The organism is Cognatishimia sp. F0-27, assembly GCF_020667845.1.
GTDB lineage: Bacteria > Pseudomonadota > Alphaproteobacteria > Rhodobacterales > Rhodobacteraceae > JAFMPQ01.
On record NZ_JAFMPQ010000018.1, the window covers coordinates 19,034 to 45,053 of the forward strand.

Annotated in this window: 16 protein-coding genes; 9 read left to right on the forward strand and 7 right to left on the reverse strand. The window is 61.0% G+C overall.

The genetic code is table 11. The features are described from left to right. Positions 1 to 81: 81 nt before the first annotated feature. On the reverse strand, positions 82 to 3,552 hold the full coding sequence (locus J1C49_RS11250) for a Hint domain-containing protein (protein ID WP_227445926.1): 3,471 nt from the start codon (positions 3,550 to 3,552) through the stop codon (positions 82 to 84). A gap of 699 nt (positions 3,553 to 4,251) precedes the next feature. Next, positions 4,252 to 5,466, reverse strand: a complete 1,215-nt coding sequence (locus J1C49_RS11255; RefSeq protein ID WP_227445927.1) for a hypothetical protein — start codon at positions 5,464 to 5,466, stop codon at positions 4,252 to 4,254. Between the two features lie 459 nt (positions 5,467 to 5,925). Between J1C49_RS11255 and J1C49_RS11260 the strand changes: the two genes are divergently transcribed. After that, positions 5,926 to 7,788 (forward strand): SLC13 family permease, encoded by a 1,863-nt coding sequence (locus J1C49_RS11260; RefSeq protein ID WP_227445928.1) that lies wholly within the window; start codon positions 5,926 to 5,928, stop codon positions 7,786 to 7,788. Between the two features lie 185 nt (positions 7,789 to 7,973). Here the strand turns inward: J1C49_RS11260 and J1C49_RS11265 are convergent, their stop codons facing one another. Together J1C49_RS11265 and J1C49_RS11270 are read right to left on the reverse strand one after the other, a co-directional pair. Further along, a complete protein-coding gene (locus J1C49_RS11265) occupies positions 7,974 to 8,636 on the reverse strand; it encodes an isochorismatase family cysteine hydrolase (RefSeq protein ID WP_227445929.1) in 663 nt (220 codons plus the stop codon). After that, positions 8,636 to 9,382: an N-formylglutamate amidohydrolase gene (locus J1C49_RS11270; protein WP_227445930.1), complete on the reverse strand. Its 747-nt coding sequence runs from the start codon at positions 9,380 to 9,382 to the stop codon at positions 8,636 to 8,638. The genes J1C49_RS11265 and J1C49_RS11270 overlap by 1 nt, the downstream gene beginning before the upstream one ends. Positions 9,383 to 9,545: 163 nt before the next feature. Between J1C49_RS11270 and J1C49_RS11275 the strand changes: the two genes are divergently transcribed. From J1C49_RS11275 to J1C49_RS11295, 5 genes are all read left to right on the forward strand, one after another. Continuing rightward, a complete protein-coding gene (locus J1C49_RS11275) occupies positions 9,546 to 10,829 on the forward strand; it encodes a glutamine synthetase family protein (RefSeq protein WP_227445931.1) in 1,284 nt (427 codons plus the stop codon). Positions 10,830 to 10,900: 71 nt separating this feature from the next. Further along, positions 10,901 to 12,094: a PotD/PotF family extracellular solute-binding protein gene (locus J1C49_RS11280; protein WP_227445932.1), complete on the forward strand. Its 1,194-nt coding sequence runs from the start codon at positions 10,901 to 10,903 to the stop codon at positions 12,092 to 12,094. Between the two features lie 2 nt (positions 12,095 to 12,096). After that, positions 12,097 to 13,134, forward strand: a complete 1,038-nt coding sequence (locus J1C49_RS11285; RefSeq protein ID WP_227445933.1) for an ABC transporter ATP-binding protein — start codon at positions 12,097 to 12,099, stop codon at positions 13,132 to 13,134. Continuing rightward, positions 13,131 to 13,979: an ABC transporter permease gene (locus J1C49_RS11290; RefSeq protein WP_227445934.1), complete on the forward strand. Its 849-nt coding sequence runs from the start codon at positions 13,131 to 13,133 to the stop codon at positions 13,977 to 13,979. The genes J1C49_RS11285 and J1C49_RS11290 overlap by 4 nt, the downstream gene beginning before the upstream one ends. Continuing rightward, positions 13,976 to 14,770, forward strand: coding sequence for an ABC transporter permease (locus J1C49_RS11295; protein WP_227445935.1), 795 nt, complete (start codon positions 13,976 to 13,978; stop codon positions 14,768 to 14,770). Before J1C49_RS11290 ends, J1C49_RS11295 begins: the two co-directional genes overlap by 4 nt. A gap of 577 nt (positions 14,771 to 15,347) precedes the next feature. Here J1C49_RS11295 and J1C49_RS11300 read toward each other — a convergent pair. Next, positions 15,348 to 16,328, reverse strand: a complete 981-nt coding sequence (locus J1C49_RS11300) for a sterol desaturase family protein (protein WP_227445936.1) — start codon at positions 16,326 to 16,328, stop codon at positions 15,348 to 15,350. 105 nt (positions 16,329 to 16,433) lie between these two features. Between J1C49_RS11300 and J1C49_RS11305 the strand changes: the two genes are divergently transcribed. Continuing rightward, positions 16,434 to 17,366, forward strand: coding sequence for a LysR family transcriptional regulator (locus tag J1C49_RS11305; protein ID WP_227445937.1), 933 nt, complete (start codon positions 16,434 to 16,436; stop codon positions 17,364 to 17,366). 772 nt (positions 17,367 to 18,138) lie between these two features. Here J1C49_RS11305 and J1C49_RS21825 read toward each other — a convergent pair. Then, positions 18,139 to 20,853, reverse strand: coding sequence for a hypothetical protein (locus J1C49_RS21825; protein ID WP_304522425.1), 2,715 nt, complete (start codon positions 20,851 to 20,853; stop codon positions 18,139 to 18,141). An 886-nt stretch (positions 20,854 to 21,739) separates the two neighbouring features. On the opposite strand from J1C49_RS21825, the gene J1C49_RS21960 reads away from it, so the two are divergent. Further along, positions 21,740 to 22,342, forward strand: coding sequence for a fatty acid desaturase family protein (locus J1C49_RS21960; RefSeq protein WP_227445938.1), 603 nt, complete (start codon positions 21,740 to 21,742; stop codon positions 22,340 to 22,342). Positions 22,343 to 22,497: 155 nt separating this feature from the next. On the opposite strand, the gene J1C49_RS11340 is transcribed toward J1C49_RS21960, so the two are convergent. Next, positions 22,498 to 23,022, reverse strand: a complete 525-nt coding sequence (locus J1C49_RS11340) for a hypothetical protein (RefSeq protein ID WP_227445939.1) — start codon at positions 23,020 to 23,022, stop codon at positions 22,498 to 22,500. 760 nt (positions 23,023 to 23,782) lie between these two features. Here J1C49_RS11340 and J1C49_RS11345 point away from each other — a divergent pair. Further along, entirely contained in the window at positions 23,783 to 25,678 is a 1,896-nt protein-coding gene (locus J1C49_RS11345; RefSeq protein WP_227445940.1) for a M10 family metallopeptidase, read from the forward strand. The last annotated feature ends 342 nt before the right edge of the window (positions 25,679 to 26,020 follow it).

The following is a 26,020-nucleotide window of genomic DNA, read 5'->3' on the forward strand; positions in this document are numbered from 1 at the left end:
CTCGCAACCCCGACCGAGACAGCCCGCACGGCCATGCACACCGGTCGTGCGGGTCTTGGTATGGTGATCGGTCGATTGCGGCTAGGCACTGTCCAGCGCGCGCAGGTGATCGGGCAGATCGCGCCACCGCATGAACGGGCGCGCTGTCGGACCATAACCAACCGCCCCGCCCTTCTGCCGCAGCGCATCCAGTGCGCCGGCAAGCGTCTCGCGTGCATCAGGCGACAGCGTACGGATTCCGTTGATACCGGGATAGAAGCTTTCCACCGGCGTTCCATTGGCAAACACCACCTCGTGGCGTGGCAGCATGAAATTGACATAGGTGACCGATTTTCGCCCCATGCAACGCCGCGCCTGTCCGCCGCGCATGCGGTCCAGATGCACCGCCCGTACGAAGACCTCTTCCCCGTTCACCCGCAGCAGAACCCCGTGCTGCGGTGACAGTTCAAGCGGCGCGAAGCCGCCCGCCACCTGTGGCGATACCCGGATCGGGCGCAAGGACGGATCGCGCTCCAGAGCAGCGCGGTCGAGGTGACGTGTGACCGTCCAGACGACCGGTTGCGGCCCGTGATCGCATGTCGAGACCGCATCGCCGCATTGCAGGCGCTCGACCGGGACCGGGCCCTTGGGCGTCTCGATCAACGTGCCAAGGGCGAAACACACCACGCCGGTATTGTCTGCGGTGAAGAAGCTGCTGTCCGCGCGCGCTCCTTCGAAGGTCAGGCTTCCCCGACCGAACTGTGCGTTGTCGCTATAGTCGACGGCATCGCCCCTTGCCGTTGTCGCGTTGGATTGATTGAGCACACCGTCATCGGCCTGGTCTGCATGCAATTCGCGGATATTGTCGTAAAACGCGCTGAGGTTGATGAAGTCGTTGTTGCTCCTGTCCCCGTCGTCCAGCGCGCCGGAGTTGCCGGTATTGAAGTCGGTGATCGTGTCGTCGCCATCACCCGCGCGATACAGGAACACGTCGTCACCCAGACCGCCGGTGATTGTATCGTCGCCCGCGCCGCCGTCGATCCTGTCATCGAAACTGCTGCTCACATTGGCGTCTTCGAGGGAGATCGCACGGTTGCCCGTGTCCGGTCCGGCGATCAAGACTTGAAGCCCGTTGTCGCTGCCTTGCTCCAGATAGAGGATTTCGATCAGGTGATCGCCGCCTGACAACTCCACAGCACCGGAGCCCGACGACGATGACAGCGCCGCGTCGGAACTGGCAAGTTCGACACCATCGACGTAGATCTTCGCGCTTCCGTTCGAGCTCAGGCCGATCTTGTAAGCGCCCTTTTCGCTGATCGTCAACGTGGTCGTCAGCTTGACCGCATAGGTGTCGTCACTGCCGCCGTGAAAGTTGTCGATCTGTGCGGGATTGATGGAGCCGACGGCGCCTTCACCATCGGGCGGATTGTCATTCTCCGTGCCCGAAGTGAAGCCCGCATCGGACAGCGTGGTCACGGACCGTTCCCCGTCCAGAGCGTAATATTCGTAACTGAAGGCCGTGTTGTCCTCGACCAGACCGTCGGTCTCGAAATCCGCGAGGATCAGGTCGTCTCCCGCCCCACCGGAAAGACTGTCGTCATGGATGCCGCCGACCAGGGTGTCGTTGCCATCCCCCCCTTCAAGCGTGTCGTTGCCCGCCGAGGCAATGATACTGTCATTACCCGCCCCGCCGACGAGGCTGTCATCCCCGCTCGAATTGGTCAGCGTATCGTCACCCTCTCCGCCGTCGAGAGTGTCATCACCGATGCCGGTGGAAAGCCGGTCATCCCCCTCGCCGCCTTCGATGTAATCGTCGCCCGCGCCGCCGGACAGCGTATCGGCCCCGTCGCCACCGCTGATCGTATCGTCGCCGATGCCGCCCTCCACGATATCGTCACCGGTTCCGCCAAGCAGGTTGTCTTCCCCCGCGCCACCGGAGAGCGTGTCGTTTTCCGCGCCACCCGAGAGCGTGTCATTACCCTCCCCGCCCAAAAGCTCGTCATCGCCGCCCTGGCCGTAAATGAGATCGTCTCCCTCACCGCCGCAGAGGGAATCGTTGCCCTGTTCGATCACGGTGGTGAGCGGATCCGAGATCAGATCGCCCGAAAACGTGAAACCCGATCCGGTGGTCCGCGCTTCGAGCGTGAATTCGAGAAAGGTCCGGTCTTCGAACGCCGCCGAAAACCATGCGTCTTGGTCGTCCGGGCTGTTCGCCTCCGTCCCCGATGCGCGAACGCTGCTTTCGGTTTCCGTCACCGAAAGGCTGGTCTCGTTGCTGGTGGAGTAGGTGGTGAAACTTTCCTTGCTGAGGGAGACCGCCTCGACGTCGCTGGGAAAGCGGTTCGCATCGAGGTCGTTGAAGGTCGCCACGCCATTGAGCGCAATCGGATCGCCGGTTTCGGGGTCAAAGAATTCGAAGCGGAACTGCGCCGTATCCCCCGTGCCGTTGCCATACATCAGGATCTCGAAGCCGCGCCCTCCGGCGAGGTCCACCCGCATGTTCGGATCCGATTTCCCGACGAGAACAAGACGACCGTAGACAGGGCTGCCATCTTCGAGCGTGCCGACATCCCGATAGATGACGTGGTCCTCTTCCTCTGCGAACCGGCTGCGATAGGATTTGCTCTCGACATTGTTGATGTCCAACGTGAGCGGGGAGCATTCGACGCTGAACCCGGTGCCATCCCCTGCATCCCCGTAGATGGTGTCGTTGCCCCCGCCGCCGATGATCATGTCACTGCCGCCTTCGCCGGAGGACATGTCGTCGCCGCCATGCAACTCGACCAGCTCATCCTCGTCGGACCCGTCGAAGATGTCCGCGTCGTCTGTCATTTCCAGCCGTTGGGTAACGCTGGCTGGCAACAGGTCTCCCGAGGAGGAAAGGATATCTTGCACCCAGCTCGGGAGGGTTACACTCGCTTCCGTGGCGCCGGCCGGCCCCAGCCCTTCGGTCTCGCTCTCAACCTGATCCACACCCCGACCGGAGTCGAGATCGCGCACCTGCGCGCCTGAGCCGATGATGATTGTGTCGTCATCGTTTCCGGTCTTGATGCGATCGGCATCGAGGCCGTCGCCGAATGTGACGGTGTCGTCGCCCTTATCGGTGACAATATCCTCAAACCGCGCGTCATTGCCGACAAGCATGCTGTCATTGCCGTCACCAAGCGTCCACTTCTTGTCTGTCGAGAATCCATTGCCGATAACGATGCGGTTATCACCATCGTCGGATCCGGTCAGCTTTCCAAAGGTGACGTCGTTGCCGGCGACGAAATCGAGCCCTGCGGCAAACTTCGCATCAATCGACAGGTCGTCGGCCATGACGCCATCGGCGATCAATACGGTCCCGGACAAATCCTCGCCGATGAAAAGTCTGACCGAATGGTCGTTGGACTGTGCGATCTGCACCGTAAAATGAGCGGGCCCGCCTTGTGCGCTTGCAAAGTTGATTTCGGCGTCGGCGGATGGATCAACGAGAAACACATCTCCCGGTTCGACATCAATTGTCTCTCCGGCGCGGATCTCGTTCGGAGCGAGCGAAGCCTTGATCGACGAGACGATGACATATGTCGGCATGATGCGGCCACCTGTATTGACGTAAGGTCCGACGGCATAGCGCACACGGCTTAGCGAAGTGCTAAGGACGCAGTCTTCATAAAACTGTTTCGACTATGCGACCCCAAGACGCGGTTTGGGGTTCCGTGCCACCAAGAGAGGCAGAGCGTGGCACGCGGGGTTGGGCCGCTCACCGCGGGTCGGAAGGATGCCGTTCCACGCGCCGTGTTTGTGTCGCAGCAGCAAGGACAGATCCGAGATGCGCATGCGAGGCAAATGCCAAGCCCCCCGTCCGTGACCCAGCCGGACCGCTTTCATAGGGTTGGGCGGCATGTGCGGAACGCCCGCTCACGCCTGCCGGACCGCTCTCTACCATCCCGGACGACGACGATACCGCCCCCGTGCGGCTGCAACCCGACCCGACCCGCCGTTCCCGCACCGTGGGAAGGCATCGCAATAGAGGCGCACCGCGCGCCTCCATACCGATCCGCCAGCCCACTTCGGTCCGGACGCCGCGCACCAAAGACGCGCAACGTCATGCGCGCACGGCCAAGCAGGCCAGCGCACCCTCACCGCCGATATTGGCACAAGTCACACCGCGCCAAGGCTGGCTGCCGTTGCCAAAAAGACCGGCCGCGTAATGCGTGACGGGGCGCAGATGCGAGGGGTCTGCCCCGCTCCCTGCGCCCCGTGGGCGGACGTCTTGAACCGAAGCCGTGCTTATTCTGCCGGCACCGGCTGCATTGCGCGACGGCCACCGAAATGGCGCCGGTTCAAGTGCAGGACAAGCCCGATCATCGCGACCTGACTGACGATCGCAAGCGCGGTGAGCGACCAATAGGCGACCCCGAACTTGGCGATGAGTTCAGCACCCACAAGCCCCTTGTTGATCCAGAAATGCAGCATCACGCTCAACGCCACTCCGGGACAGACAAGCGCGTAGGCCCCGACCGAATTGCGCGCGCCCCGCAAATAGGTATCGGCGTATTTCTGGCGGCGCAGCACAAGCAGACCGAGCGCAAGGAAGGCCACCTGCACAGCGAGGATCGACGTGGTCAGCAAGAGACTGTCGGCGACGCCCCCATGGGCATCGAACGTGGTATGCAGGCCGTGTTCCTGCCGCAGTGTCATGATGCCAAGAACGGTCAGGATGGGAATGACCATCATAAGCGTCGGCGCGCTTTCCCTCGCGGTGCCATGGTGCAGCATCGAGTTGACCGCCGTAACCGCGGCAACCAGCGCATAGAGCGCGGCAACCGTGCCCAGCATCACCGACAGGACCAACGACACACCAACCGTTGTTGCAACCGTGCTCATGGCGGCAGGTGCGGCCATCCCGACAGCGGTCATCGACAAGGCAAAGGCCGGGAGCAGCTGCGCAAACGAATTGTTCGCGGTCACATCGAACACGCCGCCTTCGCTCAGGACACGCCCGAGGAACGCCCCGATCTGTCGGAACGCGAGATAGGCTATTGCGGCAAATGCAATCATGGCCAGCGGGAAGAGATATTCCACCACGTTCCAGAGCCCGGGCACAAAGACAAGACCGACGATAAAGCCGGTGTTCACGCTCATGGCGAGCGCGAGCGGCATTGCCAGAAGCTGGGTTTCCCCGTTGGATCGCGTCAGCGTGATAAACCGCTCAGTCCTTCGAAACTCGGCGTAGCGAGCCAGATTCCAGATCAGCAGCTTGATGTTGAGGAAGGCAAAGCCCGCGATTCCGGTGACGGCAATCACGATGGCGGTTTTCAGTGCACTGCCACCGCTTGTGAACGCGGCAAGAATGTCTTCGAAGACCGGCACCGGCTGGCCCGGATGGGGCACCCAGAACATCAGATACATGAAGAAAGTGACGGAAAGCCCCCCTGCCCCGAGCGAGGCCAGGAAATACAACGGAGCCCAGGTATCGGCGGGGCGATGAACAGTAGTTTGCATGGCGATTCTCCACAATTTGTGACCCATGGATGCCACGGAGACCGCGCATCGGACGGTGACTTGGTCACAGACGGGCGTTGTCTGTTTCAGACGTCGCAAAAAGGGAGCTTTTCACCCGGATGACGATGTGCGGTCACGAAGCGCCCCCCGCGCGACACCTCGGTGGGCAGCCTGATCCTCTGGCGCTCCGCCTGTGTCGATCCCGGCCAGGGGGCGGAGACCCGGCTGCCACGACCGCGCACCAACGCCGGACGAGGGCCGGTTGACGGATGTCACCGGACGACCCCGCCGCGCTTCACGGGCGCATACGGACACACAGCGCGCGGATGCGCTTATGCGCGCGGTCTTGCTCGGGGATCCATGCGCAGTGTGGTGCGCGGTGCGGGCGTCCCGGTCTTGGTGGACCGCATGCCGGTCTTGCCGCTAAGGTGCCTGAAAACCTCAGGGAACGGGCGGGCCATGACAACAGATCAGCTTCTCATCGTGTGCGTGCTCGCAGCAACGATGGGCTTGTTCCTGTGGGGGCGGTTTCGCCACGACGTGATTGCGCTTGCGGCCCTGATTGCAAGTGTCGTGGCCGGTCTTGTGCCAGCCGATGCAGCCTTTGCCGGTTTCGGCCACCCGGCGGTGATCACCGTGGCCTGCGTGCTGATCCTGAGCCGTGGGTTGCAGAACACCGGTGCGGTGGATTGGCTGGCGCGCAGCCTGCTGCCACGCAATGCCGGACGGTTGGTCAGCATGACGGCCCTGATGGGCCTCGGTGCGGCGCTGTCCGGGTTCATGAACAATGTCGGTGCCATGGCGCTCCTGATGCCGATTGCCGTGCAGTTCTCCGAGCGGCTCGACCTCCAACCCGGACAGGTTCTCATGCCGTTGGCTTTTGGCACCATCCTTGGCGGAATGACGACATTGATCGGGACACCGCCAAACCTTATCGTTTCGGGTTTCCGGGCCGAGGCGGGGATGGGCCATTTCGCGATCTTCGATTTTGCACCCGTTGGTGCGGCGGTCGCCCTCGCCGGGCTTGCCTTCGTGGTCCTGATCGGCTGGCGGCTGGTCCCGGCGCGCACATCCGCCACCGGTGACGGGTTCGAGACCGGCGCTTATTTCACCGAATTGCGCGTCCCGGAGGGCAACAAGGCTGTTGGTCTGACCCTGCGTCAGTTCGAGAGCAAGATCGAGGACAGCGATGCCCAGATCGTCGGGCTGATCCGCAACGCCGTTCGGCTGACGGCGCCCCATGGCGGACGGCGCATTCGCAGCGACGATATCCTTGTGCTTGAAGCGGACGTTGATGCGCTTTCCGAGGCGCTTTCGGTGTTTGACATGACACTGGGCGATACCGAGCGCGAGGATGCCGATCGCGGCACGGCGTCAGCCGTCGAACCGCAGGCAGAGACCACCCCGGACCCCGAAGACCCGGATTCCGAAGACCCGGATTCCGAAAAGGACCGCGCGCCCAGCGGCGAAATCGTGCTGCGCGAGGTGGCCGTCCTGCCGGGGTCCACGATTGTCGGGCGGTCAGCCCGCGACCTGAGAATCCGCACACGCTACGGGTTGAACCTGCTCGCCGTTTCGCGCGCCGGCCATCCGCCGCGATCCCGTCTGCGCGGGATCAAGCTGCGCTCTGGTGATCTTTTGCTTCTGCAAGGGGCATCCGACGCGGTGACGGGCTTTATCAACGACACCGGTTGCGTGCCGCTGAGCCCGCGTGACCTGCGCATCCCCGACAAACGTATGGCCTTTCTGGCAGGGGCAATCATGCTCGGCGCCATCGGGATCGTGACACTCGGGGTGTTGCCAGCCGCGGTGGCTTTTGCGCTTGGCGTGCTTGCGTCGATGCTGCTGCGCACGGTGCCGCTGCGCGAGGTCTATACCGCGATCGATTGGCCCGTGATCGTTCTGCTCGCCGCCCTGATCCCTGTCGCCGGCGCGATGCAAAGCACAGGCGCGGCGGATTTGCTTGCCCGTGTGCTTGTGGATGGCGTGGCGCAAGGCAACCCGGTCATTGCACTGGTGGTTATTCTCGTCACAACGATGTTTCTGTCGGACGTGATGAACAACGCGGCCACGGCCGCGGTTCTCTGCCCGATCGCGCTCGGGATTGCAGGCTCTCTGGGGGTGAACCCGGACAGCTTCCTGATGGCGGTGGCCATTGGTGCATCCTGCGCTTTCCTGACCCCGATCGGGCATCAGAACAACACGCTTATTCTGGGACCGGGTGGCTTTCGGTTTGGCGATTACTGGCGGCTTGGCCTGCCCCTCGAAGCGGTGGTGATCCTTGTCAGCGTGCCGTTGTTGCTTCTCGTATGGCCCTTGTGAGCGGGTGTCGTATGGCCCTTGTGAACGCGCGTCGTATAGCCCTTGTGAGTGGGCGTCGTATGGCCCTTGTAAGCAGGCGCCGTATGACCTTTGTGAGCGGGCGTCGTATGGCCCTTGTAAGCGGGCGTCGTATGGCCCTTGTGAGCGGGCGTCATATGCCCTTTTAAGCGAGAGTCCGACGCCGCTCAGGTCACGGCGTCGAGTTCGGCAATCAACGCTTCGGTGGTGACCTGCCGACAATACCCTTTGATTGCCTGCAAGGATGCCGCCTGCCGCTCGGGTGTGAAAGTCGCGCAGGCATCGGTCACCTGCGTGACGAGGTAGCCAAGGTCGCAGGCATCGCGAATGGCGCTTTCGACGCATTGATCGGTCAACACACCGGAGACCACAAGCTGCTGCACACCGAGATTGCGGAGAATATAGTCGATATGCGTCGAGACAAAGACGCTCGACGAGGATTTGGGCAACACGATCTCATCGTCGCCGGGCGCGATCTCGTCAACGACGCGCCCGTCCCACGATCCCTTGGGAACGTTGAAACCGGTGATCTTGTAGTCGAGGCTGCGGTCGCGTCCGTCTTTGGTCAGGCTTTCGATCGTGGTGTAGAGCACTTCGATGCCGGCGGCGCGACAGGCCGCTTGCAGGCGTTGCATGCGGGGCAGAACGGCCTCTTTCATCTGTTTCAGGAAAGGCTCTTTCTTTGCCGCCAGCTCGTCGGGCGACATGCCGTCCCATTCCGCGCCATCCGCATGGCAGGAAAAATTCTGCACGTCGATAAACAGCAATGCGGCCCGTCCCGGGACCAGAGGGACATCGCGCGACGTGGTGGACAAGAACAGGTCAGACATCAGTAGGATCCTTTGGAGATGGCCTCGGAGAGCACGGCGGCCATTCGCTCAACAGCCGCCGCATCCTGAAGATAATCATTGCGCACTTCGATCAGGACATGCGGAAGGCCCCGCGCCTCGGCATGGACCGGGATCGTGTAGTCGCCGTCCTCTTCGATCTCGTAAGGGAGGTTGATCCCCAACGGCGCCAGCCACTCCACCCGCCCGAGGCTTTCGGCCAGATGTTCCGCAAGGGGATTGGCCTTGCGCCACAACAGCCCAACGGGCCAGGGGCGCAGCGCGCCATCGCCGCGGCGTTGCGGATCGTAGCTGTGCAGGGCGACCAGCGCCGTCGCCCCCTTGGCACAGGCTTGATCGACCGCGGCGTGAAACGGAGTGTGGATCGCCTCCCACCGCGCCTTGCGATCCGCATCGCTCAGACCGGCGTTGCCGGGAATGACGGTCGCATCGCTGATTTCGGGCATCAGGTCCGGCGCGCCCCAAGGGCGATTGCAGTCAATCACGAGGCGGCTGTAGCGCTGCGCGACCACGGTCGCCTTCAACCCCGGGGCCATGGCCCGCGCAAGATCGAAGGCGCCGGGATCCCAGCCAATATGGCGGGCAAGCTCATCCTCGGGCAATCCCAGCCCGGCAAGGCGGGCGGGCACCGCGCGACCGGCATGCTCGACGGTCAAGACAATGCCCGAGTCTCCGGGTTGGCAAAAGACCGGATCCGGGTCCATCGTTCCGAGCACTTGGTAACGCACGCCTCTATCCTCCTGTCCGGCGGCGCCGAACCCGCCGTCATCATGCCGGACCGCAGCGGCGGCCCCTTGTCCCGTGCGCACTCAAGCATTGCAATCCAAGGCACTTCTTTCCAGAGTGAAGCCGTTCCACCAACAAATGTCGAGTATGTCGATGGCGCTGACAATGGCCTGCACAAGTGATTTTTCCGGGCTGGTGCGCGGAAAGGGTTTCCTGTCCTCGGACCTTTCGAAACGCATCCAGAACGGCGTCGGCTGGACGCCCACCAATGTCCAGATCACCTGCTTTGACAGCATCGCAGACAGCCCCTACGGCGCCTTGGGTGACATGGTGCTCTGGCCGGATCCCGAAACGCGGGTTGAAACCATGCTGCCCGATGGCGCCCCGATGTCATTCCTCATGGGTCCGGTCACCGATCTGGATGGCGCGCCTTGGGAGTGCTGCACCCGGAGCATTCTGCACAATGCCATCGAGACGCTGCGCGCCGAAACGGGCCTCACCGTCAAGGCAACTTTCGAACACGAGTTCATGCTGTCCGGCGGGCGCGGGTCGCGCGGCTTCACGCTGGACGGGTTTCAAGAGCGACGCGCCTTCAGCGATGCGTTGGTCGAGACGCTCGGCGCTGCCGGAATCGAGCCCGACAGCATTCTGCGCGAATACGGCCCGGACCAGATGGAGATCACGCTCCCCCCTACGGACGCACTCAAGGCGGCCGATCAGGCAACCGCCTTGCGCGAAATCACCCGCGCGGTTGCCCGCGCGCTTGACACCAAGGCCACGTTCTCGCCGCTCTGCGCTCCCGATATCGTGGGCAATGGCGTGCATATTCATTTCAGCCTGTGGGATGCCGAAGGCCATCCGGCAACGCATGACCCGGCCGGACAGGACGGGCTGTCGCCACAGGCCTCGGCCTTTATCGCGGGCATTCTGCGCCACGCAAACGGGGTGACCGCGCTCACCGCGCCCAGTGTCTTGTCTTACGAGCGGCTTGTGCCGCATCGCTGGAGCGCGGGCTTCAACAACCTTGGCGCGCAGGACCGCGAGGCCTTGATCCGGATTTGCCCTGTTTCCGCGCGGGAGCCTGACGCCCGTGCGCGGCAATTCAACGTTGAGTTTCGTGCGGCAGACGCCGCGGCAAGCCCCTATCTCGCGCTTGCGGCGCTCCTTTCGGCAGGCACAATCGGCCTGCGCGAGACCCTGAGCGCACCAGCGGCAACAACCGAGGATCTCAGCCTGCTGGACGCCAAGAGCCTGGCGGATCGCGGACTCGCGCGCTTGCCGCAGAGCCTCGAAGAGGCGATTGCCGCGTTCGAGGCCGATGAAACGCTCCGCGCCTGTTTCCCCGACCGCATGCCCGCGATCTATGCCGCCCATAAAAGAGGCGAAATCGACCACGTGAAAGACCTCTCCAACGAGGAACTCTTTGCGGCCTATGCTGCGACGTATTGACTCCCGGCCGTCATTTGCAAGAATGCGCTATGCGAATTTTTGTTCGCCATATGAACAGGGAGACTTGAGACATGGATAAGGAACACCTGCTGCGCTCCATGGCGGGACGCAACCCGCTGAGCCAACCGATGCAGCATTCCCGGCATCGTCGCCGTTTTCTTAAGGGCATGGCGGCCAGCGTCGCCGCCGCGGGCATGCCGTCCATCGCGGCTGCACAGGACCGCCCGCTCTCGCTCCTGACTTGGGACGCCTATGCCGACCCGAACCTGCTGGCCTTATGGCGCGAGGCGACCGGCGTGGATGTGCGATACGAAATCCATATCTCCGACCCCTCCTCCGTCAACCGCCTGCGCGCGGGTGAAACATCCGTCTGGGACTTCATCAACGTCAACAACCCCTGGGCGCGCAACGTGATGTGGCCCGCAGGACTGATCCGCGACCTGCCGCGCGACCGGTTCGACCCGCTCTATGCCCAGATGAAGGACAAATTCGCCATGCCCTATAAATGGGCCATGAGCGAGGATGAGGAGCATCTCCTCGGTGTGGTGCAGCGCTACGAAACCTTCGACTTCGTCATCAATCAGGACGTGATCTCGCCCGAGCTTGCCAAGGACGAGGGCTGGGACCTGTTCAACAATCCCGATTTCGCGGGCCGCTACGGCATTCTGGCCTACGAGGACTGGAACGTCATGGATATCTGCATGGGCGCAGGCATCCATCCGTTCAAAGCCAAGAGCGAGGAGGATTTCGCCAAGTTCGAGGAGACCTGCAAACGCTGGATCGACAATGCTGCAATGATCACGACCGATTTCGTGCAGCTCAACCTCGCGATCCTCAACGGCGAGATCGACCTCTATTTCACTGGCGGCACCTATACCACTGCGGCTGCGCGGCTCGAAGGCGTGACAGAGCTTTACGCCATCACACCCAACAGCGGTCCCGCCGATGGCAAGGGCGGTATCAACTGGATCGAACTGAATTCGGCGGTCAACAACCCCGACTTCCACCCGGCGGCTTTTGACTGGCTGGAATGGATCGCGACGCCCGATGCCGCCGAGCTGGTGGCGCGCGGCAATGGCAACCTGCAACCCGTCAGCCAGATGTCTCAGCCGGAGCTGTTCTCGCGCTTTTCGAGCGAAGAGCTCAACGCGATCCAATGGGACGAATTCGACAGCCGCATCGCCAACGCGGTGGAGTTCGACATCGTGCCCGACTACGACCGTCTTTATGACATCTACTCCGCTGCGATGCGTGCACGCGGCTGAGCATGAAAGACGAAGCGACCCGCACTACGGACCGGCCAGTGATCCTGTCACTGGCCGGTTTGTCCAAGTCTTTTGGCGAGACCCAGGCGGTCAAGCCAATCTCGCTGGACATTCCGGAGGGAGAGTTTCTGACCATTGTCGGCCCATCCGGCAGCGGAAAGTCGACCATGGTCCGGTTGCTGGCCGGGCTGGAAGAGCCATCCGGCGGCGCGCTCTATCTGCGCGGCAAAGACATCACGGCCATTCCCGCCAACCAGCGGCCAACCGCCATGGTGTTCCAGTCTCTTGCCCTGTTCGACCACCGCTCGGTCGGCCAGAACATCGAATTCGCGATGAAAATGAAGGGTGTTGCACCGGCCAAACGCCGCGCCCGTGCCCTGGACTTGCTCAAGCTGGTGCGCTTGCCGGAGACCTATTACAGCCGCGCGGTGACGCAATGCTCAGGCGGTGAGCGTCAGCGTGTGGCACTTGCCCGCGCTTTCGCCTCTGATCCCGAGATCCTGTTCTTTGACGAGCCGCTTTCGGCGATTGATTACCGGTTGCGCAAGACGCTTGAGGTGGAGCTCAAGGAGCTGCACCAACGCACCGGGCGCACCTTTGTCTACATCACGCACAGCCTCGAAGAGGCCATGGTCATGTCTGACCGGATCGCCATCATGAAGGACGGCGACATCATTCAGATCGGCACGCCGTCAGAGATCTACGCACAGCCCGTGAACCGCTTCGTTGCGCGTTTCATGGGGGAAGTGAACATCGTGGCAGCCGATAAGTCCGCAACCTTCCCCGCGTTGTCCCGGAATGCCAAGGGGCAGTATGCCGTGCTCCGCCCCGAAGCACTGCACCCCGAGGAGGGCACCCTGAGAGCCCGACTGACCGTTGCACAACGGCTGATGCTCGGGTCACGCACGCAGCTGCATCTCACGGGTGACGCAGGCGAGAGTTTCGTCTCCGAAATCGCCGGAAGCGGGGACGCCTTCCTGCCCGGCACGGAGCACGAGTTCGGCTTTTCACCCGAAAATGTCGTTTGGGTGGACGCATGACGCAGCGCGACTCACCCGGTGCCTGGTTTGCGGCCCCCGTGGCACTGTTCATGCTGGCATGCTTTGCGATGCCGATCGTCATCGTGACCTGGTTCAGCGTCATGCCGCCGCGCTCTTTCGACCTGACCACCAATGTGACGCTTGAAAACTACCGTGCCGCGATCTCCGAAGGCTATGCCCGCCCGATGATGTGGTCGTTGCTCGGCGCTCTGATCACCACCTGCGTCACGGCCCTGCTGGCGTGGCCGGCCGCGGTCATCCTGCACCGCCACGCAGGCCGCTGGGCCGCGCTGGTCTCCGCGCTGATTGCGCTGCCGATCTTCATCTCCGAAAGCGTCCGGCTCTTTGGCATGTCGGTCTTCATGATGCCGCGCGGTGGCATCCTTGCAGGCACGCTCAACGCCGTATTCGGCCTGCAGATTGGCTCGATCCTGAACACCTGGGCCGCCGCGCTGGTGGGCATGATCTATGTCCATCTGCCGTTCATGTTGTTCCCGCTGATCCTTGGCATCAGCCTGATCCCCGCCGACCGGATTGAAGCCGCCCGTGATCTGGGCGCGAACCGATGGCAGGTCTTCCGCGAAGTGGAACTGCCCCTGGCGCTGCCCGGCCTCCTGATCGGAGCGCTCCTGACATTTGTGCTCTGCCTTGGTGCCAATGCGGAGGCCGCGATCCTTGGTGGACGCGCTGTGACGGTCATCACCGCCGCCATCGAACAGCGCTTCAATTACGCGCAGGACTGGCCGATGGGCGCCGCGCTGACCGTTCTCGTGATTGCGATTACGGCGGCAATCGTGCTGCCGATCCTGTCGCGGCTCGACCTCAACAAGCTGACAAAACGATGAGCCTGAAACGCGCAGCACCCACCCTGAGAGCGCTCTGGATCGTCGCGATCCTGGCATTTCTGTATATTCCCATCGTGTCGGTGGTGCTCGCGTCGCTGGCCAACACGCGCTACATGCGGTTTCCGCACCGGGTCTGGACGCTGGACGCCTATCGGGACGCTGTGGCCTCCTTTACAACGTGGCAGTTGCACACGATCTCGCTGAGCATCGCGGTATCGGTCGTGCTGATTTCCGTCGTTCTGGGGACGTTGGGAGCCGTGGCTTTTGCCCGCTATGACTGGAAGGGACGCGGCGTCTTCCAGCGGCTTCTGGTCTTGCCGATCTTCTTTCCGCAACCGGTTCTCGGACTTGCATTGCTCTTGTCCTTCACGGCCGTCGGTCTCGCCCCCAGCTGGAAAACAGCCGTGATTGCGCATCTCGTCTGGATCATCCCGATCGTGACACTGATCATCTCGATCCGCTTTTTCGGCTATGACGTGGCACAAGAAGAGGCCGCCTTTGATCTTGGCGCCAGCAAATGGCAGGTGATCCGCGAAATCACCCTGCCACAGCTCTGGCCGGGGATCTTTTCCGGCGTGCTGTTCGCCTTTCTTCTGTCGTGGTCGAATCTGCCGCTGTCGATCTACACCTCCGGCCCTGACACGCCCCTGCCGGTTTGGCTCTTTTCGCGCACGGCCACGAATTATTCGCCGCTCGTGCCATCAGTGGCGGTCATCGGAACGGTGGTCTCTGCGGTGATCGTCATGGCGTTGGTCGTAATCTTTTCCCTGGTGCAAAGACGAAAAGCCTGACGGTCACGCGGGTGGAGAGGCGGCCGTGCCATCCGTGGATCATCGCTCGGCGAGGAAGTCTCTGAAAAACAGGGGGCCCGAGAGGGTGCGCATTCTGACCCGCTCTTGTCTGCAAAGGCAGATTCAGGTCGGGCCGTTGTCCGACTGAGTAGACAGGCGGCGAGACGAGACCGCTTCCTCACCCAGCATTCATTGATACGCTGAAGCCCCCAAACGGCACCAGCCACGGAGAGTTCACGCGCAAAGCGCGGGATCAGAAGTGGCTCCTTCGCAAAGTGCCTATCGCATGCCAAGCGACGCACGTGCCTGAAAGCAACGCAAGGCAATCACACGACATCAAAGACGATGCTGACAAAGCCGGTGGTGAATGCGCCGAAACACAAGAATAGCCAAGGAACGAAGACCATGCGCCGGTTCGAGACGGTGCACGCGTTCAGCATTGGACACAGGGTCGATCACCGCCAGCCTCGTCATTGAGACAGCCACAGCCTCTTTATGGCCGGTCGGCAGCGCGTGGGTCATCGCGGCGTTTGCCCGGTATGCCCAAGAAATCGCCGATCGTGCACTTTCGTGTGACTCAGCGCCCCATGATCCGTTGGCGCCGCTCCGACATGCGCGCATGTGCTTCGCTTGTGCCATCGTGGAAAGAGCCGAACAGCTTGTCCCACGGAATTTCGAGAGAGCCGTAGTTACATTCAAAATACCGGTGATGCATTTGGTGGTGGAATGTGCCCAGCGCCAGACGGTTCTTGTCTTTCACCACAAGCCCCTCAAAGCCTGTGTGGGTCGTTGCCGCCGTCAGGGCGTAGTATTGGAGGTGGAACAGGATGTGGACCGGGTGCGCGGCCACAACCCAATGCACAAGCACCGAGCCCAAGAAGATCACATGCTCGACCGGGTGCATCGACAAGCCCGACCACGGGCCAACGTTGATATTGCGATGATGCAGGGCGTGCACGTGCCTGTAGAAGAACGGAATATGCAGAAACCTGTGTATCCAGTAGAAATAGAAGCTTTCCCACACGGGGATCAGCAAGAACAGCGCGATGAACCAGACAGGATGCGCGGCCCAGGTCAACATCGGAGCAAACCCGTTCGCCATGGCCCAGAACATCAGAACCTCATAGGCGGTCCACACCGTGACCCCGCTGGCCAGCGTCCAGAACATGTTGTCCCGGATCTGGCCGCCCAGCGTGAACTGGCGTCCGTTCTTCATCAGCGGACGCGGGTCATAGCGCAGCTTTTTGCCCTGTTTGGTGAACGTGTAGAAATACAGATGCAGGCCGCCCGCCACGGCAGTCATGAGCACGAGGTTGCGCAGATACATCTCGGCGATCCAGCCAAATGCGAGGGTCCTGGTTTCCTCCAACGGCGGCTGAAACCAGTAGAACGACACAAACGCGATGCCGACGATGATCAGCTTTTCGGTGATCAGGAACCACGCGTTCCAGACCCATGCGAGCATATCAAGCGGGCGCAGGGGCCATGTGAAGAACGGAGAGACTTTCAACGGGACCGGGGGAACATGGTTCCAACCCTTGAGGGGTGCATCGCTCATATCGCTCACCGTGGGTTGTGGCATCTGCGCCGGAGTTTGACAGAGCCCTCCTCACATGAAAAACAGTTTAATGTTGGTAATAAAATCTGTTTTTCCGAGGTGAAGATGGGCATTTCCTTGAAGGCGATGGAGTATTTCACCACCGCGCTGCGGCATGGCAGCATTGTCAAGGCGGCAGGCGAATTGAACATTGCGGCCTCCGCTGTCGCCACGGCGATAGACCAGGTCGAAGCCGCGTTCGACCTGACGCTGGTCACCCGGCAACGGTCGCGGGGGATTGAGGCCAATGCGAGCGGTCGGTTGGTGGCAGAAAAGCTCGGTCGTTTGCTGGATGAGTATCACGCAGTTCTGAGCGAAGCCGCGGAGCTGAAACAGGCCCTCAGCGGCCCATTGCGCATCGGGTATTACGCGCCGATCGCGCCCGCGTTTCTGCCTTCGATCCTTGCGTCCTTCGTGCCGCAAGGCAGCGCTGTCACACTTCATCTGGACGAATGCGACAACGACAGCGCGCAAGATGGTCTCCTGAACGGGGCCTATGACGCCATCCTCTTTGTCAGCGAGGATGTCCGGCCATCGGTCGAATTTGACGTCTTGATCGAAGCCCCGGCTTATTGCCTCGTCCCCGAGGATCACCCCTTTGCCACGCAGGGCAGTGTCACCATGGCGCAAATCGCCGATGAACGATTGGTTGTGCTCAATCGGCCAGTGGCCGGAGCCTATTACAAGGCGCTCCTTGATGCCCAAGGCAAAGACCTGTGCATTGCTGCCTATGCAACCTCGACCGAGATGGTGAGGAGCCTCGTAAGTGCGGGCCACGGCGTTGCCGTTCTGAACATGCAGCCAGTGACCCGGCAAAGCTATTGCGGAAACACGCTGTCAGGGGTTCCGATCTCGGACGCATTGCCTCCGTTGACCCTCTCGATCGGATACCAAAAATCGCGGCCCCGCAGAGTGGTCCAGCATTTTGTAGAGGCCTGCCGGACGCATTTTTCATCAAACGGCCCGCACCGATGCACGGTCACGCCGGTGCCGGAGTGACAAACGCACGGTGCGGGCAAGCGCCGAAAAAGAACGCCAATCCGGACAGTCGGGGCTGGTGCACCCGGCAAGGCGTGGTGGCGCGCGGTCACTGACGCCCATGTGCCGGACAGACGCCGATACACTGATCAGGGGCCCGCTTTCCGAAGCGTCGCGCAACCCGGCATCTTTGGGTGGGCCGCACGGGAACAGGCCGTGTCACCCGCGCCTTTGCCCTGCGCGATCAAGCGGCTCGACACAAACCACCATACCGCGCGCCTTTCATGCACGACGCGCTTTTGCATAATGGCCGATATGCCCAAACTGCCTCGATCTCCCCGATCCGGCATGGGCCGCTGGACTGTCTGTTCCGCGCCGGGCTGCTCGGCGCGCGCGCCCCGGCCATCGCTTGGGCACCCGACCCGCTCCCGCGCACCCAGCGCTTGTCACGTGCCATGCGCCGCCCATGTTCTCGTGATCCGTGGCTGCGTCACAATCCAAGCCGATCGGCAAGGGAAGCGGCTCGGAAATGGCTTGTCATCCGCCCGCCGCCTGCAATGCACCAGCGCACGAGGTGGGCGATTTGATCGGTCTGTTACCAGCGCCGGGTGCATCAGCCGCAGCCCTCTGTCCCCCATGAACACCACCGAGGAACCGGGATCAGCGGCGGATGATCACCCGCCGGTGCATGCACCTGATCCCAAGAACCGGCTGCAACCGCCATGTGCCGTCGCAGCCATTGTTTGCGGATCTTTCCTCGACTGATCAACTGCGGCTCATGAGACACGCGATTTCAAAAAAGCTCAGCATCGGCAATCGCGGCATCAAGATTGCTGAATTCGAGCAAGGTCAGCCTATTGCCATCGCCAAAGTCGAACACGAGATTGCCGGACGGATCGAGAGACGCGAAGTCGCGGAGATCTTCAACCTCTGGCGACGCGCCCAGCAAGGATGCCGCGATCTGCACCCCATCCACAGGCTGGAAATCGACCACCACGTCGGCCCCAGCAGTGTAGACGAACTGATCCGCGCCCAGCCCGCCGCGCATCACGTCGTCACCAGAACCGCCATCCAGCGTGTCGTTCCCGGCATTGCCTTCGAGCAGGTCATCGTCCGCACCTCCCATCAGCACATCGAAGCCATTGGCCCCCAGCAGCGTGTCATCGCCGTCACCGCCCTGCAGGCTGTCCGCGCCAAGACCGCCTTCGAGCAGGTCGGAACCCAACCCGCCATCGAGGCTGTCATTGCCATTATTACCCTGCAAGGAGTCCGCGCCATCACCGCCCGAGAGCGTATCGAACCCGTCACGGGCACGCAGGAAGTCGTTACCCCCATCACCGGACATTGCGTCAAACCCGAGACCGCCTTCGAGCGTGTCGTCGCCGTCGCCCCCAAACAGCACGTCATTGCCGAAGTTTCCTTCGAGCGTGTCCGAGCCGTCGCCACCGGACAAACTGTCAAAACCGTTGCGCGCGCGCATGAAGTCATTGCCCTCCCCGCCAGACATCTCGTCAAAGCCGAGCCCACCTTCCAGCGTGTCGTCGCCAACGCCACCGAGCAGCGTGTCATTGCCGTTGTTGCCCTCAAGGCTGTCATTTCCCGCGCCTCCATCCAGGCTGTCGAACCCGTTTGCGCCGAGAAGCGTATCGTTGTCATCACCGCCATCGAGCGTGTCGCTGCCATCGCCACCAGCGATCAAATCGTTACCGGCGTCGCCCGTCAGCAGGTCATTGCCGGGACCGCCGTTGATTGTTTCGGGGTCCACACCGCCGTTGATCGTGAGATCCTGCGAAATGGCGACGCCTGCGCTCTCCAAGCGTTCAGTTGTGCCTCCTGCGTCCGTGTAGGACACAAAGACGCTGATCTCGGCGCCGGCGTCCACGGTTTGAAGATCGTAGGTTGCCTCGGTCGCCCCAGGGACCGGAACACCGTCACGCAGCCATTGGTAGGCGAAGGGGCCAAGACCGTCTTCGTCCGCGATGGCCGTCGTGTCCGCCGTCAGCGTCTCGCCTTGCTCGGCAAGACCGGCGACAAAAACGGCACCCGTTGGTGCGCGATTGAATAGATCCCCCAGTCTGACGGACTGATCCGAAAACGCGACCTGCTCGACACCAATCAGCAGATCCGCTCCCTGGCTGGAGGTCACCAAGATCCCTTCTGTGGTCCGTTCAAGGGTCGCCGTGTCGCGTGCGGCATCAATGCCCGCCACATCCGTTCCCGGACCTCCATCCAGTGTATCATCCCCGGCCCCGCCGATCAGCGTGTCATCGCCGGCCTCACCGGCAATCTGATCCGCTGTGGCGCTTCCCGTGACGCTGTCATTGCCACCGCCGCTGGAAACCCGTTCGCCCCAGTCTTCCAGCGCAACCGTGTCATCGCCGTCAGAAAAGCGTCCGTCGGCTACAAATATGTCGAAACGATTGTCGTCGTCGCCAGTTCCCAGAATATTGAGGTTGGAATTGTAGGCGACGTGACCGGCGGAAGAGACGTGTGGCAATTGGCTGAAATTGCCGCCAATCGCCGGATCGACGCGCGTCATGGTCGCGGTCAGCCGGTCATACAGATACACCCCATCGGCACCATCGCTGTCATCGGTCAGATTGGTGGCGTTGGAGGTAAAGGTGATGTAGCGCCCGTTCGCGGAGATGTCGTTTGCGAAAGAACGCCCATCCGAGTCTCCGGTGGCGTTTTCCGAGATCAGCGTCGTCTCGTCGGTTTCGCGGTCATACAGAAAGACGTCGTGCAGGGTGTCTGTATCGCCGGGCACGACAGACGGGTCCTGCGAGTCGAAAAGAACAAAGCGCCCGTCAGCGGAGATGGACGCACGTCCGCTATCACCTGCGAAGACGCCGCCATCGGCCCGCGTGCCGACCTTGACCAACCCTTCGCCACCAAGATCATAAGTGAAGACTTCGTAATGATTGCTGTTGTCGTAATATGCCGCGCGCGTGAACGCGATAACCGCGCCATCCTGTGACGCGTCGGGATCGCTTGGATCGCCACCGACGGTCTGCGGGGTCAAGAGCCTGGTCTGCGCGAGGGTATCGGCATCGACGAGATAGATCTCGTTGCTGGCCTGCGTCTGGTAAACAAATCGCCCGTCGCCGATAAAGCTGACTTCGCGGGCAAGGCCGCCGCTGAAACCCTCGACGCTGCCATCGAACCGGTCGTAGACAAAGGCCATCTTGCTTGGATCGTCAGACAGGAAGCCGCGATTGAACATAGAGAAGGTGAGATAGCGGCCGTCCTGCGAAAGGCCTGTCCATCCGGAACTGCTGTTTCCCATCGCATCGCCAGGCGCATTCCCGTCCGGGGCAATGCTGATCCTTTCAACCGTGCCAGCCGCACGATCCGCGAGGAAGACGTCCCAACTGTCGTTTCCATCGTCTTCGTCGATGGTCCCTTGGTGGGCAAAAGCCACCCATCGGCCATCTTCAGAGATTGCCGGGTCCCTCGCATCTCCGAGAGACTTGTCGAAATCACGGGTGATGTATTCGATCGGAATCATGTGCGGCACCTCCCTGTTGCCGTGGCTGACGAGTTCCAAATCCTTTTTGACAAATGTATGCCAGATTTAGAATGCATCCTTGATCTGAATCATGACGGCACCCCTGCACATGACCGGCCAGTGTTTGGACTGCATCCGGTCGAATCCGCGCCGCGCGGTGTCAATGGCGCCCGTATCCGGCTCTCCGAATTGGTGACTGCAGGCAAATCCGGTGTGTTTCAGCCCGTCCGGGCAGCATGCGCATCGGGACATCTGCGAACCGCCGCATGCCCTCGACCGAAGGCAAGATGCGTGTTGGTCGACCAATGGCTGAAACGATGCAGGATTCCGGCCCGAGCGTGCAGGTTGGTCAGCCGCGCCGATGCGCGTGAGAAACGGGGCCCGGTCAAGTGCGCCCTGCGGCGGGAGACTTTCCTTGGCAACCGCGCGGTGACCATGTGCGCCACGGTTGTCGACGCATACAGAACCGGCACCTCCATGCCTCGCCCGTCTACCAAGGTTCCATGCCCGACCCTGTGTGGGTGATACATTTGCAGCACGCGGAATCCGGCAAACAAGGGGCGGTTCAACCTTCAGTTTGGGCTCTTCCGAGACATCTGAGTATTTCCCTCAGATGTCGGCTAAGTTGCGGCAAGCGGTCGTTCGGTGACGGAAAGCCGAAGTTTCAGTTCTCAATGACCGCTACGATCAGGAGCGGACGTTGGCGACAGGTCGAGCCATAACCGGGTTGCGGACGATCCAGACCTTGAATGGTGATTGAAAAGGCTTGCCTACATTTGATGCAGAGCAAGGCTTTCCATTGCGTTTGTGATAGCATGGTGTTGCGGCGAATACGTCGCGCAGAGGTTCGGAATTCTTTGAGCGCGTTCGGCGGTACCTAATCGGCATGGAGATCACCTTGGTATCAAGTTTGGCCCTGATCTTTGAGCAGGTGGTTCTCATTTACCTGATTTCTGACCTATGCAGCGGTCTCTTCCATTGGGCTGAGGATACATTGGGCGCAGATGATACTCCGATTTGGGGGCCACTCTTTGCTGCTCCGAATTCGAAGCATCATTCGGAGCCGACAGCTATGTTGAAGATACATTGGGCCAGAAACAACTTTCTGCCCGTTGCGGCTTCCATCCTTCTGGTGTGCGCTTTTCGGCTGTTTAATGCGCTGACATGGCAAATTGCCGTGTTCGCTACAATAGCCGGCTTTTCGCAGCAGGCTCATAGGTTTTCTCATACACTGAGAGCACGTCTGCCAATGACTGTTGTCTTGCTGCAGCGAATACACGTCCTTCAGGACGCGCGCCATCACTGGGAGCACCACAGGCCACCGCACCTCACCCGGTATTGCGCCTTGACGCCCTGGCTCAATCCAGTGCTGGACAGAATTCGTTTCTGGCGCGTCTTGGATCGGGTCTTTGTACCGGTTTTCGGGGCTCCGCGAAGATTGGATCTTTGCGACGAACCATGGTACCGCGATCGCGCGATCTGGGCTTAGGCTGGGGTCATTTTGAACCAATGCGCAATGGCAGAAGTGATGCAGGTTTCTCGGACGCCATGCGCGAGGCTTGAGTGGCGCGCGGCATTGGCTGGCGTCGGAGAAGCGCTCGAGCACGAAATCGCGGGGTTGGGTTTGGGGCGGACCGGTTGTGTCTATGGGGATTTGACGCGGCACATTGCCTTGGGTTCTTCCCAGCATGTTGGATCGAATGATTTGCCGCAGGCCGCCGCGTCGCGGGCTTCGAAGGTTCTGATCAACATTTGTTGTTCTCCGCGGATATCGACGGCCGTCTGACCATGACGATCCGGATCACGGGCATGCCACGCGTTGATGATAAACGCGCATAGAATTGAATTAAGGTTTTCCATCGCCTTGGCTTGCGCTGGCGTGACCTTTCCTCGGCAAATGCCGTTTGCAAGATGCTCTGTATCTGTCGGTAACGATGGATCCACAGGGGCATATCCCTGCGGTTGATGGTCCGTCTTGCCGCCTAACACCGCCCAAGGAAGACTGTGATGATCGACGCCACCTGCCTGAAGGCACGCCGCGCAACGTCCAGATTGGGCGTCCAACAAGGGGGAGGTCGCGTGATTGACCAAACCAACAGCGACATGCACCTTTGACCGGCAGAGCATTTCGAAACGAAATGTCCCGAGAGGAGCCAAGCTGCTTGCCATCAGCGGCAATCGGGAACGACCGCGAGACCTGTTCGTCGCAGCAGGTAAGAACCGTGGGAAATTCAGGTGTCATGGGTCTGAGGGGCGGCTTGCCCAAAGTGGCCAGCTTGCTCGGGGACCGAGGAAATAATCCAGATGGGTTACGAGAAGCGTTGAACGCGAGAGGGGCACAGGCCTGCGTCCCGATCCGCAAACGGCGGAACTCGGCGGTCAAATAGCGCTGGTGCCGCTACAATCGCAGCAACCGGGCCGGAATCATGTCCGCCACGGTGAATGACTGGCAATGCGGTGCGGCGTGAACCGATGGATGCCCGCAAGCCAGTCTATCATCAACCGTAATCGCAGATCTCTTTATGTATTGATCTCAGGTTCCGAGACTACTTTCGCCCGCTTGAAACCGGTTAGTGTCCCCACGCAATGCCACTAATAAAATCAATTTTTTGACCTATTTGAATTATTCACCTGTGCCGTGACTACTCAATATTAACCGAACCTGACCCATGTCTGGCGAGCCAAGCGCTGGTTTTCACGAAAGGCCCATCCGCGCTTGTTTCCGGGAGTGTGGTGAATGGTCGCTCAATTAAGCCAGTATTTCGAAAATGATAACGACTGGTTACCTGACAATCCAATACATCAGATTTCGATATGCCAATGCCTTGCTTGCATGGCCGCGAATGAGGGAAATGACCGCGACGCATATTCGGCCACGCCACTCCATTCAGACAGGGACCCGATCGGAAATCACTCCACGCTCGCGCAGATGGCCGAATTCCTCCAACTGGGATTCTGGGACGATGGGGTTGGCCGGCGGCACAATTTGGGGTCCACTGGGTTCGACCCCAATAACGGGGTTCTTCATTACAACCTGTCCGGGTTCGGCCCGCTCTCCTTCGGTGGTGGCGAGGATCCGGATGGCGTGACGGAAGCCCGCGCTCAACTGATCCGCGACGCGTTTGACGTCTACGAAGCTGCGCTCGGCATCCGTTTCGTGGAGACCACCGATACTGACAACAGCGTGGTGGATTTCTTTTTCTCCGATAACAAGAGTGGCGCTTATTCCGGGGCGACGCGCTACAGCGACGGGACGATCTACTACTCTTACATCAACATTGAACAGAGCTGGTCCGGTGGCACGTCCAGCTTTGATGATTATACGCTTCAAACGATTTTTCATGAAATTGGCCATGCATTGGGGTTGGGTCACGCCGGTTTTTACAATGGCCACGCGAGGTATGAGCAAGACACGGTTTTTACTTTGGACAGCTGGCAAGCATCGGCAATGTCCTATTTCTCGCAAACCAATAACACGGCAATCAATGCGAGTTTCAACTATCTTCAAACGCCCATGCCCGTGGATTGGCTCGCGCTTGACAAGATTTATGGCCAATTCGGCTATGGCACGGGCCATGCTTTCACCGGTGATACCGTCTACGGATTCAACACCAATATCAGTGCGGACGAAAGCAGGATCTGGAACGCGTTTGCCAGTTATGCACATCTCACGGCATCAACCATCGTTGATGCTGACGGCATTGATACCCTTGACGTGAGTGGCTACAGCGCAGACCAGACAGTGAACCTGACCGTGCAGACGGCCACGCAAAAGCATCAGGACAGTTCAGACATCGGGGGAGAACGGGGCAATCTCACGCTTGCGGTGGGAACCGTGATTGAAAACGCTGTTGGGGGCTCCGGGCATGACCTCATTGTCGGAAATCATGCTGGAAACCGCCTCGAAGGCACCTTGGGCGGCGACACCCTGAACGGAATGGCCGGGACCGACACCCTCTTGGGGGGCAACGGCAATGACCATCTCGACGGTGGCCCGGACAACGATACCCTGCGCGGCAACCATGGGAACGATACCCTCGTCGGGGGAGACGGTCGCGACCGGCTCGAAGGCGGAGATGGCACCGATAGCCTGTTCGGCGGCGATGGATCGGATCGCCTGGTCGGTGGTCTGGGAGACGATACCATCGACGGCGGGCAAGGCGTCGACACAGCCATTTTCACCAGACTCACCGCGGCGGTCACGATCGATCTCGAAGCCGGGCTTGCCACCGGCGGCGCAGGTTCCAACGTGCTCTCGAACGTCGAGCACGTATTTGGCTCCGCCTTTTCCGATCATATTACGGGATCCGAAGAGACCGGCAACCTGCTTCAGGGGAGTCTCGGTGACGACACCCTGTTTGGGCTTTCGGGTCGCGATACCCTCGTCGGGGGTGGTGGCGATGACAGCCTGTCCGGCGGATACGACGTCGACCGCCTGTTAGGCGGTGATGGCGCGGATACACTCGATGGTGGAGCAGGAACGGATTTCCTCTTCGGCGGCGCAGGGAGCGACACGTTTGTGTTCGGTGCCATTGACGATACCGGTGTCGGGGTCTTCCGCCGCGATGAGTTGCGCGATTTCGATGCCTCGGAGGGTGACGTGATCGATATCAGCGGCATTGATGCCAACACCGCGACGGTCGCGGACGAGGCTTTCACCGTGGTTGCCTCGTTTACCGGTAGAGCGGGCGAGTTGACCTTGCTCGATATCGTGCGCAGAGGCGTTGACGTGACTATTGCGAGCATGGATGTCGACGGCGACAAGAGTGCGGATGGGCAGATCTACGTGATCGGTGGAGCCATCGGCAGCGATTTCATTCTGTAGATCGGGTTCGCTGCCGGCGCCTGTGGGACGGTGAAAGCGGTCACGCGCCTAGCGGCCGAGTTTCATGGAAGCTGAGTAATCATGCACGAATTGCGAGCGGCGCTGCCTCTTCATGAGCGCGAGGGTCTTCGCATCCGCTCCCGCGCATCATGCCCGGTGCTGCAAAAAAGGAGGACAGTGTCCCTGCCGCTGTCTTTGGCGCCATCCAATTCCGATTGTGAAGAGGAACAAGCCTAACCGCACCCCGGCCCGATGCCCCCCAAGCTCATTTCTGCCAAACAAATGCAGCGAGCTTGGAGGGTTCTCAGGGTCATCCGGGATGCGACATTCCGTGTAACGTCA

Coding starts and splice junctions, on each gene's coding strand:
- J1C49_RS11300 (WP_227445936.1), bottom strand. CDS start 16,328: ATGAGCGATGCACCCCTCAAGGGTTGGAACCATGTTCCCCCGGTCCCG.
- J1C49_RS21960 (WP_227445938.1), top strand. CDS start 21,740: ATGGAGATCACCTTGGTATCAAGTTTGGCCCTGATCTTTGAGCAGGTG.
- J1C49_RS11340 (WP_227445939.1), bottom strand. CDS start 23,022: ATGGCAAGCAGCTTGGCTCCTCTCGGGACATTTCGTTTCGAAATGCTC.
- J1C49_RS11295 (WP_227445935.1), top strand. CDS start 13,976: ATGAGCCTGAAACGCGCAGCACCCACCCTGAGAGCGCTCTGGATCGTC.
- J1C49_RS11265 (WP_227445929.1), bottom strand. CDS start 8,636: ATGTCTGACCTGTTCTTGTCCACCACGTCGCGCGATGTCCCTCTGGTC.
- J1C49_RS11250 (WP_227445926.1), bottom strand. CDS start 3,552: ATGCCGACATATGTCATCGTCTCGTCGATCAAGGCTTCGCTCGCTCCG.
- J1C49_RS11285 (WP_227445933.1), top strand. CDS start 12,097: ATGAAAGACGAAGCGACCCGCACTACGGACCGGCCAGTGATCCTGTCA.
- J1C49_RS11280 (WP_227445932.1), top strand. CDS start 10,901: ATGGATAAGGAACACCTGCTGCGCTCCATGGCGGGACGCAACCCGCTG.
- J1C49_RS11275 (WP_227445931.1), top strand. CDS start 9,546: ATGGCCTGCACAAGTGATTTTTCCGGGCTGGTGCGCGGAAAGGGTTTC.
- J1C49_RS11345 (WP_227445940.1), top strand. CDS start 23,783: ATGGCCGAATTCCTCCAACTGGGATTCTGGGACGATGGGGTTGGCCGG.
- J1C49_RS11290 (WP_227445934.1), top strand. CDS start 13,131: ATGACGCAGCGCGACTCACCCGGTGCCTGGTTTGCGGCCCCCGTGGCA.
- J1C49_RS21825 (WP_304522425.1), bottom strand. CDS start 20,853: ATGATTCCGATCGAATACATCACCCGTGATTTCGACAAGTCTCTCGGA.
- J1C49_RS11305 (WP_227445937.1), top strand. CDS start 16,434: ATGGGCATTTCCTTGAAGGCGATGGAGTATTTCACCACCGCGCTGCGG.
- J1C49_RS11260 (WP_227445928.1), top strand. CDS start 5,926: ATGACAACAGATCAGCTTCTCATCGTGTGCGTGCTCGCAGCAACGATG.
- J1C49_RS11255 (WP_227445927.1), bottom strand. CDS start 5,466: ATGCAAACTACTGTTCATCGCCCCGCCGATACCTGGGCTCCGTTGTAT.